The sequence below is a fragment of the Pseudoalteromonas sp. 1CM17D genome (assembly GCF_023161805.1).
In the GTDB taxonomy this organism is placed as follows: domain Bacteria; phylum Pseudomonadota; class Gammaproteobacteria; order Enterobacterales; family Alteromonadaceae; genus Pseudoalteromonas; species Pseudoalteromonas atlantica.
In genome coordinates this window covers 168,880-182,320 of the sequence record NZ_JALNTP010000001.1, presented here as the reverse complement: position 1 = coordinate 182,320, position 13,441 = coordinate 168,880, and the positions used below count along the sequence as shown (strand labels likewise).

General features: G+C 42.1%; 15 protein-coding genes. 8 read left to right on the top strand and 7 right to left on the bottom strand.

The genetic code is table 11. The features are described from left to right. Positions 1-16 precede the first annotated feature (16 nt). The 5 genes from MSC25_RS00795 to MSC25_RS00775 form a co-directional block, all read right to left on the bottom strand. A complete protein-coding gene (locus MSC25_RS00795) occupies positions 17-592 on the bottom strand; it encodes a YceI family protein (RefSeq protein ID WP_029772693.1) in 576 nt (191 codons plus the stop codon). Between the two features lies 1 nt (position 593). Next, positions 594-1,142 (bottom strand): cytochrome b, encoded by a 549-nt coding sequence (locus tag MSC25_RS00790; protein WP_248442125.1) that lies wholly within the window; start codon positions 1,140-1,142, stop codon positions 594-596. Between the two features lie 118 nt (positions 1,143-1,260). Further along, the gene (locus tag MSC25_RS00785) at positions 1,261-2,100 is read right to left on the bottom strand and encodes a ScpA family protein (RefSeq protein ID WP_248442124.1); all 840 of its coding nucleotides are present in this window, start codon (positions 2,098-2,100) and stop codon (positions 1,261-1,263) included. A 5-nt stretch (positions 2,101-2,105) separates the two neighbouring features. Beyond that, positions 2,106-2,726, bottom strand: a complete 621-nt coding sequence (locus tag MSC25_RS00780; protein ID WP_004586789.1) for an L-threonylcarbamoyladenylate synthase — start codon at positions 2,724-2,726, stop codon at positions 2,106-2,108. Then, positions 2,723-3,577, bottom strand: a complete 855-nt coding sequence (locus tag MSC25_RS00775; RefSeq protein ID WP_004586790.1) for a PHP domain-containing protein — start codon at positions 3,575-3,577, stop codon at positions 2,723-2,725. Before MSC25_RS00775 ends, MSC25_RS00780 begins: the two co-directional genes overlap by 4 nt. Before the next feature lie 448 nt (positions 3,578-4,025). Here MSC25_RS00775 and MSC25_RS00770 point away from each other — a divergent pair, with 448 nt between their 5' ends. The 6 genes from MSC25_RS00770 to trpA are packed head-to-tail and all read left to right on the top strand — an operon-like array spanning position 4,026 to position 10,617. Further along, complete coding sequence (locus MSC25_RS00770; protein WP_055255700.1) at positions 4,026-5,594, top strand: anthranilate synthase component 1; 1,569 nt, start codon at positions 4,026-4,028, stop codon at positions 5,592-5,594. 1 nt (position 5,595) lies between these two features. Continuing rightward, the gene (locus MSC25_RS00765) at positions 5,596-6,198 is read left to right on the top strand and encodes an aminodeoxychorismate/anthranilate synthase component II (protein WP_054982635.1); all 603 of its coding nucleotides are present in this window, start codon (positions 5,596-5,598) and stop codon (positions 6,196-6,198) included. Between the two features lie 11 nt (positions 6,199-6,209). Then, positions 6,210-7,247, top strand: coding sequence for an anthranilate phosphoribosyltransferase (gene trpD / locus MSC25_RS00760; protein WP_248442123.1), 1,038 nt, complete (start codon positions 6,210-6,212; stop codon positions 7,245-7,247). Further along, entirely contained in the window at positions 7,240-8,607 is a 1,368-nt protein-coding gene (trpCF, locus tag MSC25_RS00755) for a bifunctional indole-3-glycerol-phosphate synthase TrpC/phosphoribosylanthranilate isomerase TrpF (RefSeq protein WP_248442122.1), read from the top strand. The genes trpD and trpCF overlap by 8 nt, the downstream gene beginning before the upstream one ends. Before the next feature lie 7 nt (positions 8,608-8,614). After that, entirely contained in the window at positions 8,615-9,799 is a 1,185-nt protein-coding gene (trpB, locus tag MSC25_RS00750; protein ID WP_004586795.1) for a tryptophan synthase subunit beta, read from the top strand. Beyond that, positions 9,796-10,617, top strand: a complete 822-nt coding sequence (gene trpA / locus MSC25_RS00745) for a tryptophan synthase subunit alpha (protein ID WP_248442121.1) — start codon at positions 9,796-9,798, stop codon at positions 10,615-10,617. Before trpB ends, trpA begins: the two co-directional genes overlap by 4 nt. A 63-nt stretch (positions 10,618-10,680) precedes the next feature. Here trpA and MSC25_RS00740 read toward each other — a convergent pair whose 3' ends face one another. Both MSC25_RS00740 and MSC25_RS00735 read right to left on the bottom strand, forming a co-directional pair. Next, entirely contained in the window at positions 10,681-11,259 is a 579-nt protein-coding gene (locus MSC25_RS00740) for a type 1 glutamine amidotransferase domain-containing protein (RefSeq protein ID WP_248442120.1), read from the bottom strand. Positions 11,260-11,670: 411 nt separating this feature from the next. Beyond that, the gene (locus MSC25_RS00735; protein WP_248442119.1) at positions 11,671-11,940 is read right to left on the bottom strand and encodes an HU family DNA-binding protein; all 270 of its coding nucleotides are present in this window, start codon (positions 11,938-11,940) and stop codon (positions 11,671-11,673) included. Positions 11,941-12,112: 172 nt separating this feature from the next. Here MSC25_RS00735 and ispZ point away from each other — a divergent pair, with 172 nt between their 5' ends. Next, positions 12,113-12,688 carry a septation protein IspZ gene (gene ispZ, locus MSC25_RS00730; RefSeq protein WP_248442118.1) on the top strand — a complete coding sequence of 192 codons (576 nt, stop codon included), beginning with the start codon at positions 12,113-12,115 and terminating at the stop codon, positions 12,686-12,688. A 67-nt stretch (positions 12,689-12,755) separates the two neighbouring features. Continuing rightward, positions 12,756-13,397, top strand: a complete 642-nt coding sequence (locus MSC25_RS00725; protein ID WP_024033448.1) for a CPBP family intramembrane glutamic endopeptidase — start codon at positions 12,756-12,758, stop codon at positions 13,395-13,397. Positions 13,398-13,441: the final 44 nt, after the last annotated feature.

The window sequence follows — 13,441 nt, the reverse complement described above, 5'->3', positions numbered from 1 at the left end:
TTTAATCTACACTTTATTATTTACGCACACCTTCAATAGACAGCCCAATATCAACATGGGTAGACGCCGGGCCTAAATTATAATCAATACCGTAATCGGTGAGTTTTAAACTGGTTTCGCCCTCAAAACCAGCACGGTAGCCACCCCAAGGGTCTTGCCCTTCACCTACTTTATCCATTTCAAACGTAATGCGTTTAGTTACGCCATGTAAAGTAAAGTCGCCCGTTACTGTGGCTGTATCATCATCGGTAAATTTCACATTGGTGCTTTTAAATGTTGCTGTTGGGTATTTATCCACATTTAAAAAGTCTTTACCGCGTAAGTGTTTATCACGCTCAGCATGGTTAGAGTCTAAACTTGCTGTATCTATATTTACTAAAATATTAGACCCTGTTTGCGCTTTAGCGTCGTAACTGAAGCTGCCATCAAAACGGTTAAATCGCCCGTGCAACCAGCTGTAGCCTAAATGCTTAATTTTAAAGGTAACAAATGCATGCGCCCCTTGCGTATCAATTACATAATCTGCTGCATTTGCAGTGGCCGATAACATCATTACACCCGATAGAGCTGCACTTACTAGTCGTTTTTTCATGTTAGTATTCCTTTGGTTTGATCATTCTTGTTAAGGTTTTATCTTTATCAATAAAGTGGTGCTTTAATGCCCCCAGTGCATGCAAAACAGCCAAGCCAATTAATGTACACGCACCGTAGTAATGAATTTTTCCGGCAATATCGGCTTGTCCATCAAAGCTATAATCCAAAGCAGGTACATTAAATATCGAAAAAACGGCGATTGCTCTGCCATCGGCGGTAGAAATCAAATATCCCGCCACTACAATGACTGCTAAAATTAGGTACATAACAATATGCGCGGTATGTGCAATGTGGTTTACTGTTTTATTTTGACTAAGGGGGCGAGGTTTGGGGCTGAATACGCGCCACAATATTCTAAAAATAAGCACTGCGGCGAGCGTTATACCTATACTTTTATGTAAATCCAGTGAGCCTTTATACCAGCTGTCGTAATAGGTTAGCTCAACCATGTATAAGCCCAAGCCAAATAAACCAAACACGGTAAAAGCCATCAACCAGTGTAAAGTAATGGCAATAAGGCCATAAGATGTGGGCGTATTTTTAAACATGTGGGTTCCTCTAAATTCAATAATTTAAGAATATAGAGGGTGAAGGAAAACTAAAATAGCGTATACAAACAGCATCTGTGCATATACGCACATACAACTTGAGCTACAGTTTTACTAATTAGCTATTTGGTGTGTCAGTAAGGTTTATGTAAATTAGGCTATCAGGTGAGACTTGCAAACAGCTAATTAAGCCTTCTTTTATAAGCTCAAGCATAGCAATAAAGCTAACCACTACACCGCTTCGCCCTTCACTAAGGGTGAATAAATCGTTAAACGGCAGCGCTTTTTTTGCGTTACTCAGCTGGGCTAAAATTTGGCTCATCCGTTCACGGGTAGAGAGGATTTCTGCGGTCACTTGGTGATGCTCAAATGTTTTGGCGCGCGCCATCACGTCGCTCAGTGCTAACATTAAATCTTTTAACTCAAGCTCTGGCAGGTTTTGAGCGGTATTTTCAATGACCGGCATAGTTGCATGTGCAACAAAAATATCACGGCCTACACGGGGGATGGAATCTATATTTTCGGCTGCTTTTTTAAACTGCTCGTATTCTTGTAAACGCTTGATCAGTTCTGCGCGGGGGTCTTCCTCTTCTTCGAGCTCCTCGTGCACAGGCAATAACAGACGCGATTTTATTTGTGCCAATAACGCTGCCATTACTAAGTACTCACCGGCAAGTTCTAACTGAAACTCACTCATCATTTCTACATAACTGACATATTGCTCAGTAATGCTAAAAATAGAGAGTTCGAGCACATCTAACTTGTGCTTTTTTATTAAATACAGCAGTAAATCAAGCGGGCCTTCAAAGGTTTCCAAAATAATTTCAAGTGCATCGGGCGGAATGTATAAATCTTCAGGTTTATCTACAACGGCTTTGCCATGCAAAAAAGCCAGTGGCAGCTTTTGCTGCACTGGCTCACTTTGAGTATTTTTTTCGCCCAGTGTTGTATCACTCACCAAGGTTACTCAAACGGGCTGGTATCGCCACACCCTACACGCAAAATGTGAATATCATCTTCTGATAGGTCAATAACCGTGGTTGCTTGCTCTGCAAGGTGCCCGCCGTCAATAATTAAATCTACGTGTTTATCTAAACGCGTTAAAATTTCATCTGGATCTGATTCTGTAAACTCTTCTCCAGGTAAAATTAACGAACACGACATTAACGGCTCCCCAAGCTCTGCAAGTAATGCACATGCAATTGGATGCTCTATAACGCGCATACCAATGGTTTTTTTCTTATCGTTTAATAACCGCTTTGGCACCTCTTTTGTGCCTTTAAAAATAAAGGTGTATGGCCCTGGCGTATTATTTTTAATAAGTCTAAACATTTGGTTATCTACACGGGCATAAGTTGCCAGCTCAGATAAATCACGACATACCAGCGTAAAGTTATGGTGTTTTTCTATTCCACGAATGCGCTCAATGCGCTCTTTTGCTTGCTTATTACCGAGGTTACACCCTATTGCGTAGCCCGAATCTGTTGGGTATACAACAACCCCGCCCTGTTTAATAATATCAACCGCTTGGCTAATAAGTCGTGGCTGTGGGTTTGCTGGGTGAATATGAATTAATTGACTCATGATAATGCTCCTTCTTGCCCTTCCCACACTTGCCAAACCCCTTGGCAGTCTTTGGGTAAGTATAAGTTTTTACCTAGCTCTAAATAACTAGTTGGAAAATGAAAGTCAGAACCTTGCGAGCACAGTAAACCGTACTCTTGGCTCAATTGCCCTAAAAATTGGCGTTCAGTGGGCGCTTGTTGCGGCTGCGCAACTTCCATGGCATCGCCCCCGTCACTTTTATATTGCACAAGCAACTTACGTAACCATTTATTAGACATTTGATAACGCCCTGGGTGTGCAAGTACTGCAACCCCGCCCGCAGCATGAATGGCGCTAATAGCTGTTTGCATATCACACCAATTGCTTGGAACATAACCTGTTTTGCTGCGCCCTAAGTATTTTTTAAATACCCCAGGAAAATTTTTAGCTACGCCTCTTTCAATCAATGCACGCGCAAAATGAGCACGGGTTATTTGGGCGTTTTCTGCCAGCGCCTTGGCTTGTTCGTAAATGCCATCAAAACCGTTTTTTGCCAGCCTTTTGCCAATTTCAATGGCGCGTTCATCACGCTTTTGCTGCTGCGCCGATAACAATGATGTAAGGGCATTGTTATTTATATCAATATTTAGCCCAACAATATGTATTTCAAAGCTTTCCCACTTGGTAGAAATTTCTACGCCAGATATAAGCTTAAGCGGTAGGTTTTCTGTTTCGATAAACGCTTTTGCCGGCGTAATAGCAGCCACAGTGTCGTGATCGGTTATCGCAAACACATCAATGTTTTTTTCTACGGCGCGGTTTAATAATTGCTCAACTGTTAAATGTCCGTCTGAATGCGTTGTATGGCTGTGTAAATCGTATTTTATCAAAAGAAAACTGCTTAAATTTAAGGGTAATAGATGTTTATATAAGTATAACAACTTTTTTGACTAAATTGTTTTAAATAAACACTTGACACAAAAGCGCTAAATACGTTTTACTGTAGCCACTTTAAGACACATTAAGAATTAATAAAAATGATCAATTCAATTCAACACACTATTTGGTGGTGGCACTCATAATTTTTGGGTGATGAATTGTCGTGTCTAGCAAATATTCAAAACCCGCAACTATGCGGGTTTTTTTATAACTAAATTTTACGTATTTAATTTTTATTTTGAGGCAAAAAAACATGAATAACGGTCTTACTCTTACACATCGTTGGTGGTGGCGCCTGATATAGCGGGACGGTAATGATCTGTTTGTAATTTAGATATCGTTATTCAAACCCCGCATTGCAAAAGCATTGCGGGGTTTTATTTTTTGAGGGAATGAGGTTTGATTTTTAGTCATATAACTACCACACCAGGCGAAGTTACTAGCATAACGCAAGTGCGCGACTACATTAGTAGCCCACTTGCACTTTATGCAGCACTTGATAAGCCTAATTCGCTACTGCTTGAATCAGCCGAAATTGATTCTAAAGACAGTGTTAAAAGCTTAATTTTAGTTGACTGCGCGCTGCGCATTGTTTGCCAAGGTAAAACCGTCACGGTAAGTGCTCAATCTAATAACGGTAAACAGTTACTGCCATATTTAAGAGCCAATGTACAAAGCTGCGATGCAACCTTAACTGACACAAGCCTAACTCTTGTTTATAAAGGCGGCTCTAATGACATTGACGAGGCAAGTAAACTGGTTGCCGATAATGCATTTAGCGCACTACGCACCTGTATAAACAGTATCAAAAGCACCACCGAAAACCCGTTTTCGGTATTTTTAGGCGGTGTATTTGCCTACGACATGGTGGCTAATTTTGAGCAGCTAAGCGACGTACCCGATGGCGAAAACACCTGCCCAGACTACGTATTTTACTTAGCCGAAACCTTAGTGGTTATCGACCATCAAAAACAAACCACCGAGCTTATTGGTAATGTGTTTAATGGCCCAGACGTACACGCTAATTGTTTTGAGGTAGGTAAAGAGCTAGAACGATTAAATGCCTTATGCGACAAAGCAGAAGAGTTTAGTGCGCCTATGCAAACTGGCACCTGCGATGTAAGTGTTGATATAAGCGATGAAACTTACTGCGAGCAAGTGGTTAAACTTAAAAAGAACATCGTTGATGGTGATATTTTTCAGGTTGTGCCTTCGCGTACGTTTTCACTGCCCTGCCCTGATTCATTGCACGCATATAGCCAGCTTAAAAAGCAAAACCCAAGCCCTTATATGTTTTATATGCGCGATGAAGAATTTGCTTTATTTGGCGCCTCACCTGAGTCTGCACTTAAATACGAAGTACAAAGCAAACAAGTTGAAGTTTACCCTATTGCCGGTACTCGCCCACGTGGAAAATTTGCCAATGGCACAATCAACCCAGATTTAGACAGCCGTATTGAGCTTGAACTAAGAAACGATCAAAAAGAGCGTGCTGAGCATTTAATGCTGGTTGATTTAGCTCGTAACGATGTGGCACGCATTAGTGTAGCCGGCACGCGCCATGCAAAAGAGCTATTAAAAGTAGACCGCTACTCGCAAGTAATGCACTTGGTTTCTCGCGTGGTGGGCACATTAAAGCCTGAGCTTGATGCACTACACGCTTACCAAGCGTGTATGAACATGGGCACGCTGGTAGGCGCTCCTAAAGTACGCGCTGCCGAACTTGTACGCCAAACCGAAGGCAAACGCCGTGGCAGCTACGGTGGCGCAGTAGGCTATTTAACAGGCGATGGTGCAATGGATAGCTGCATTGTTATTCGCTCAGCGTTTGTTAAAAATAATACCGCGTATGTGCAAGCAGGTGCAGGTGTCGTTTACGATTCTGATCCGCAAGCCGAAGCTAACGAAACCCGCGCTAAAGCCCAAGCGGTGATCACCGCCATAAAATCGACTTATGAGGCGGTATAAAATGAGCACAGCAAACCCAATGAAAATATACTTTTTAGATAACTTTGATTCGTTTAGCTACAACCTTGTTGATGAACTAACCATGCTGGGCTGTGAGCTTGTGGTATACAGAAATAACATACGTGCAGAGGTTATTTTTAATAAAATGCGCCAAGAGCCTGGGCAAGTATTATTAGTGCTTTCGCCAGGACCTGGTGCACCCAGTGATGCAGGTTGCTTAATGGAATTAATCGAACTGGCTAAAGGTCACTTCCCCATGCTGGGCATTTGCCTAGGGCAACAAGCACTTACACAAAGTTATGGCGGAGTAATCGGCCACGCTGGCGAAACCGTACATGGTAAGTCATCAATCATTAATTTAAACCCGCATCCGGTGTTTGAAGGAATGGGCAACACCATGCCCGTAGCCCGTTACCATTCATTAATGGCAACCAAGGTACCTGAAAATATTGAGGTAATTGCACAATTTGACGATATTCCTATGGCCATATATCACCACGACGATAAAGCGTTAGGTTATCAATTTCATCCTGAGTCAATACTTACGCCAAATGGGGCAATGCTACTTCAACAAAGTGTTGCGTACTTAACGCGCACCAACTAATAGAGGACATTATGAGTACCCAAGCACAAGAGACCATAAATGTTCAATACGCTATTGAGCAACTTATTCAAGGCAAGTCGTTAAACTATGCCCAATCAAACGCATTATTTAACCAAATAATGCAAGGTAACATGAGCGAAATAGAGCTCACTGCATTGCTAATCAGCCTTAAAATAAAAGGCGAAGTAAGCGATGAAATTGCCGGCGCTGCAGCGTCAATGCGAGAAAACGCCGTTGCCTTTACAACCGCTAGCACGCAACTTGCCGATAGCTGCGGCACCGGGGGCGATGGCTCAAACACGATTAATATTAGTACTACCGCGGCTATTGTTGCAGCTGCCGCGGGTATTAATATGGTAAAACATGGTAATCGCAGTGTATCGAGTAATTCGGGCTCTGCTGATTTATTAAAAGCACTGGGCATTAATATTGATATGAGTCCAGCACAGGCTGCACAGTGCCTTGAACAAACCCATTTTACCTTTTTGTTTGCACCGCATTACCACAGTGGTGTACGCCACGCAATGGGCGTACGTACTGCGCTTAAAACACGTACCATTTTTAATATTTTAGGCCCACTTGCTAACCCTGCTGCACCACACGTGCAATTACTGGGTGTTTACGATGAGTCTTTATGTATGCCAATGGCGCAAACCCTTAAAACATTAGGCACTAAGCGCGCGATGATAGTGCATGGTTCTGGCACTGATGAAATAGCCCTGCACGGCCCAACTAACGTAGTTGAGCTAAACAATGGCGAAATAACGCAGTACACATTGAACCCAAGCGACTTTGACCTTGCAAACTATTCACTTGAACAACTAGCCGGTGAAGGCCCACAATACAACGCAAATGCGAGCCTTGCTATTTTACAAGGTAAAGGCAGTGATGCGCACAATGCTGCAATCGTGGTCAATGTGGCTGCACTTTTATACCTAAGCGGTAAAGTACAGTCATTAAAAGAAGGCGCACAACAGGTACAAACATTACTAAGTTCAGGCAAAGCCATGAACACATTAAATGCAATTATTGAGGTAAGTCATGGCTAATGTATTAGACAAAATTGTTGCTGATAAAAAACAAGAGCTAATAGAGCGTAAAGCCGCGCGCCCACTAGAGAGCTTTAAACACCTAGCAGTGCCAACCAGCCGCAGCTTTTATAAAGCGTTAGCAAAGCCGGGTACGCAGTTTATTTTAGAATGTAAAAAAGCATCTCCTTCAAAAGGACTAATAAGAGAGCCGTTTGATTTAACCGAGATCACCTCTGTTTATAAAAAATATGCTAGCTGCATGAGCGTACTTACAGATACTAAATACTTTCAAGGTAGCTTTGATTATTTAGAGTTTGTACGTAGCCAAGTAGAGCAACCACTTATTTGTAAAGACTTTTTTATTGATGAGTACCAAGTTTACATGGCACGTATTTATGGCGGCGATGCTATATTACTAATGCTTTCAGTACTTGATGATGAACAATATAAAGCGCTACATGCAGTTGCCGACTCGCTTAACATGTCGGTATTAACCGAAGTAAGTAACGAAGAAGAAGTGCACCGCGCCCTTGCACTTGATGCACAAATTATTGGTATTAATAACCGTGACCTTCGCGATTTAAGCACTGATTTAGCCACCACCGAAAAGCTACGTACGCTTATCCCACAAGATAAAGTGGTTATCTCAGAGTCAGGTATTTACACTCATCAAGATGTTAAACGCCTAGCGCCATTTTGTGACGGCTTTTTAATTGGCAGTTCTTTAATGGCTGAGCGCGATTTAGAACAAGCCTGCAAAAAAGTGATTTTAGGTGATAACAAAGTGTGCGGTTTAACCCGAGCACAAGACGTACAGGCCGCTTACAACAACGGCGCAGTGTACGGTGGACTCATTTTTTACCCTAAATCGCCTCGTTATGTTGATTTAGATTGTGCGATTGAGCTGAGCCAAAGTGCGCCACTTAAATTTGTAGGCGTTTTTGTTAATGCAAGCCCGCAGCAAGTGGTACAATACGCGCACGAACTAAAACTTGCCGCAGTACAATTACACGGTCAAGAAAGTGACGATTACATTGCCGCATTACGTACACAGTTACCTAAAGGTTGTGAAATTTGGAAAGCACAGGCAATTAAAGATACATTGCCAACCCCAGCAGCTACGGGCGTAGACCGCCATCTTTATGATACCCACAGCGATACACAAGCCGGTGGTACAGGTAAAGCATTTGATTGGGCAGTACTGCGCGACGCAACAACCCCCTTTATGTTAGCGGGTGGCTTAAATCCAGACAATATAAAAGACGCGCTGTTTCAAGGTGCCCTAGGCCTTGATTTAAATTCAGGCGTTGAAGAATCTGCGGGTAAAAAGTGCCCTATCAAATTACAAAATGCTTTTACAAGCATCAGAAATTATTGAGGTTATAATGCAAAATCCAGCTTATTTTGGCGAGTTTGGCGGTATGTTTGTACCTGAGCTACTTGTCCCTGCGCTTAAGCAGTTAGAGAACGAATTTAACAAAGCACAAAAAGACCCTGAGTTTCAGGCTGAGTTTACAAAATTATTAAACGAGTATGCCGGTCGCCCTACGCCGCTTACATTAACGCGTAATTTAATTAAAAACCCTAAAGTAAAGCTTTACCTAAAACGTGAAGATTTACTGCACGGCGGCGCACACAAAACCAACCAAGTACTTGGTCAAGCGTTGCTAACTAAACGTATGGGTAAAAAAGAAGTTATTGCCGAAACTGGAGCGGGCCAACACGGCGTGGCAACAGCCCTAGCCTGTGCATTACTTGGCTTAAAATGCCGCATTTATATGGGGGCTAAAGACGTTGAGCGCCAACAGCCTAACGTATTTAGAATGAAATTAATGGGCGCAGAGGTTATTCCGGTAACCGCCGGCTCTGGCACATTAAAAGATGCGGTAAACGAAGCGCTACGCGACTGGTCTGCAAACTACCAAGACGCTCATTACTTACTTGGTACCGCTGCGGGTCCTCATCCATTCCCAACAATTGTACGAGAGTATCAAAAAATCATTGGTGAAGAAGCTAAACAACAAGTATTAAAAGCAGAAGGACGCTTACCGGATGCCGTACTAGCCTGTGTTGGCGGTGGCTCTAATGCCATTGGTATGTTTACTGACTTTATTGACGAGCCAAGTGTAAAACTTATTGGTGTAGAGCCTGCAGGTAAAGGCCTAGATACCCACGAGCACGGCGCTACAATTTGTAAAGGTACTAAAGGTATTTTGCACGGTACCTATACGTACATTATGCAAAATGACGATGGCCAAATTGAAGAGTCATACTCAGTATCTGCCGGTCTTGATTACCCAGCAGTAGGCCCACAGCACGCGTTTTTACACGAAACAGGCCGTGCTCAATATGTGGGGATTACCGATACAGAAGCCCTTGACGCGTTCCAAGCACTGGCTAAAAACGAAGGTATTATTCCAGCTCTTGAATCAAGCCATGCCCTTGCTTATGCGCTTAAATACGCCGAAGAGCAAACAGAAGAAAGCATTTTAGTGGTTAACTTAAGTGGCCGTGGCGATAAAGATTTAACCCACGTACACAGTGTTTTATCACAAGGAGGTCAACTATGAGCCAGTTAAATACAGATCGTTACGGTAAAACCTTTGCTGCACTTAATGAGCAAAAACAAGGCGCATTTGTGCCATTTGTTACCATTGGTGACCCAGGTAAAGAGCAAAGTGTTGCCATTATTAAAAGCTTAATTGATGGCGGCGCGGATGCACTGGAGCTAGGTATTCCGTTTTCGGACCCAATCGCCGATGGCCCAGTTATTCAAGCGGCGAATATTCGCGCTCTCGATGTAAACATTAACACGCAAGATTGCTTTGATATTATTAAAGAAATACGCGATTACAATTCAGATATTCCAATTGGCTTATTATTGTATTCTAACCTTGTGTTTAAACGCGGTTTAGAAACATTTTATAAAGATGCAAAAGCGGCGGGCGTAGACTCTATTTTAGTTGCTGATGTACCACTTCATGAGTCTAAAATGTTTAGAAAAGCAGCCATGGCAAACGGTGTAGACCCAATATTTATTGCCACACCCAATGCCGATGACGATACTCTGCGCCAATGTGCATCTTACGGCCGTGGCTACACGTATTTATTATCGCGTGCGGGTGTTACCGGCACCGATACTAAAGCGCAAATGCCAGCGGGTAACATAGTAACTAAGCTAAAAGAATACCATGCAGCCCCTGCTTTATTAGGCTTTGGTATTTCTACGCCCGATGATGTAAAAGCCGCTCTAAACGCCGGCGCAGCTGGTGCTATTTCAGGCTCGGCCGTTGTTAAAATTATTGAAGCAAACCTTAATGATTTAGACGCGATGACAACGCAGTTAAAAGCGTTTGTAGCTGATATGAAAGCGGCCACCGCACTGTAAAAAATTAAAATTTACGCATTAAAAAAGGGCATTTAAAATGCCCTTTTTTATTAAGCTCTAAACTTAGTGAGCTTGATGCTTACCTTCTAAAATTTCTTCAATAAATTTTGCATTAAATGCTTCTAAATCAGCAGGACTGCGGCTTGTTACTAAGCCTTGGTCTACACTCACCTCTTCATCAACCCAATTGGCACCAGCATTAATCAAATCACTTTTAATGCTTGGGAATGATGTAACGGTACGGTCGCGTAATTTATTAATTTCGGCAAGTAACCAAGGAGCATGGCAAATAGCTGCGACGGGTTTGTTTTTCTCGGCGCCAAAAAAACCGTCTATAAACGCTTTTGCGTGCTTATCTTGGCGTAACGTATCTGGGTTAAATAAGCCACCTGGCAGCATAAGCGCATCGTAATCGCTGGCATTGGCATTTGTAACAAGTTTATCTACGCTTACTTTGTCGCCCCATTTATCTTCATCCCAGCCGGTGATTTCACCCTCTTTTACCGACACAATATCGATATCGCCGCCGGCATTAAGTAAAGCATCACGTGGAGATAATAGCTCACTTTGCTCAAAGCCATCGGTGGCTAAAATAGCAATTTTTTTGCCTTGTAAACGAGTGCTTGTTTGTAATGTAGACATATAGATCTCCTTATTGCGTTTAATAAAATGTTTCAATCACCCTCTTAAAAGCATAACCGATGCCAAATTTAACCTATTGAAAATAATGGATAATATAAATTAAAGCTGTCAAAGCTATGTAAATCATTTAGAGGGTTTGAACAATCTACATAGCTTAATTTAAAGTGCGTATTAAAAACCAGCACACAAGCTTTGCTTATAAGATGAAGTAGTTAGGCATTAACTAAAAACTGGGTATTTATTTTGTAGACGCACCCTATTAGCGGGGTGCGCCGAACTATAATTTTATGATTAATAGCGCTAACTAAACCTAAAAAGGTAACCGGGCTTAGCAAGTATTGGTTGCAGGAACTAGTCGCTGGTACTGGTCACTGGTACCGGTCACTGGTACCGGTCAATGCAAGTTGCTATTTAAAGGAGATCTTTTAATGCTTTGGCTGGTTTAAATACGGGCTTGTTAGCGCCTTCTATTTCAATGCTTTCGCCTGTTTGTGGGTTACGGCCAGTGCGCGCTGGGTAGTAGCTTAAAGCGAATGTACCAAATCCATTAATTTGCACTTGGTCGCCTTCAGATAACGATTTAGTAATTACTTTTTGTAAGCTAGTAAGGGCTGCTTGTGTGTCTTTTTTTGTTAGTTCACTGTGTTTTGCTATTTGGGCAACAAGTTGTGCTTTGTTCATTGTAGGCTCCTAAATGCACACTTAATCAGTGTTGGTTAAGCGTGGGAATATGATGATGGATAATTAAAGCCACGCAGGCTAAGGCTTACAGGGCAACAAGTCAACCTTGTAGTTGCCTAGTGTTATGTGGTAAAAACTTCCCTGACTTCTTTTTGTATAATTTAGGTAGTATATGCACGCATTGATTGAATACATCCCGCTAATATTATTTTTTGCGGTATTTAAATTAGTTGATATTTACTGGGCAACAGGCCTTTTAATGGTCACTACGCTTATTCAAGTTGCGTATAGCTACTTTAAGCACGGCCATGTACCTGCCCGCCAATGGCTATTTTTTGCTATTGCAGCGGTGTTTGGCACATTAACCTTAGTACTCCACGATGAGCAGTATATAAAATGGAAAGCCACGTTAATTTACGCCGGCTTAAGCCTTACCTTATTAATTAGCCGCTACGTGCTGAATAAAAATCTTGTTAAAAAAGCCCTTAACTCAATCCTCGAAAACGCCAACGACTCTAAACAGGCGATTGAAGTACCTGAGCCGGTGTGGAATAAGCTTAACTTAATGTGGGTTGCCATTACCGCAGGTATTGCAGTGCTGAATATTTACATTGCGTATAATTTCTCACTCGATTTTTGGGTTAACTTTAAAGTGTTTGGCTTAATGGCCATTACTTTTGTGAGTATTTTGATCACTATTTTTGCTTTGTATAAATACTTCCCTGATGAAGAAGAACCCGCAAAGTAAAACACCTTCGTCATAAAAATGTCGTCTTTGCTTGATAGCGTGTAAAAAAAATCAATCAGAGACGACCTTGAACGCCAATCAATACCGCTGGTTTGAATTTACCCTAATATTTGTTTTATTGCCTTTAATAGGCTTTACCCTTCGTAGTTACCTAGCGAACTGGCTAATACCCGCACTGATTGTTTTAATGAGTGTGTGCTGCATGTTATTACTGAACGACCCTCACTTTAAGCGATTTAGACTCACAAGCCTGGGGCAGTTTTCTGCGGTAAAGCGACGTTTATTTAGTTTCTTTTTTTTAGGAGCGCTTTTTTCAGGCGTGTTTTACGGCATTATTCACCAAGAAAATTGGTTTAGTATGCCGCTGCACTCATTTTATAACTGGTTACTTTTACTGCTTCTATACCCGCTGCTGTCGGTATTACCACAAGAGCTAATTTTCAGGACCTACTTTTTTCATCGCTATAAACGCATTATGCCCAAAAAAAGAGTGCGTATAGTGGTAAGCGCAACGGTGTTTGCCCTTGCCCATATTGTGTATGCCAATTGGGTGGCTGTAGGCTTAGCATTTTTAGGCGGGTTATTATTTTCGTTTACTTACGCGCAAAGCCGCTCAACCATAGTGTGTGTAATTGAGCATAGCTTATGGGGATTGTGGATGTTTACACTGGGGATTGGCAGTTCATTAGACTCAGGAGCTATCAGCTAACAAGCTAAGCCGCTATTTTAAACACAAAAAAGCCGCGTTAATAC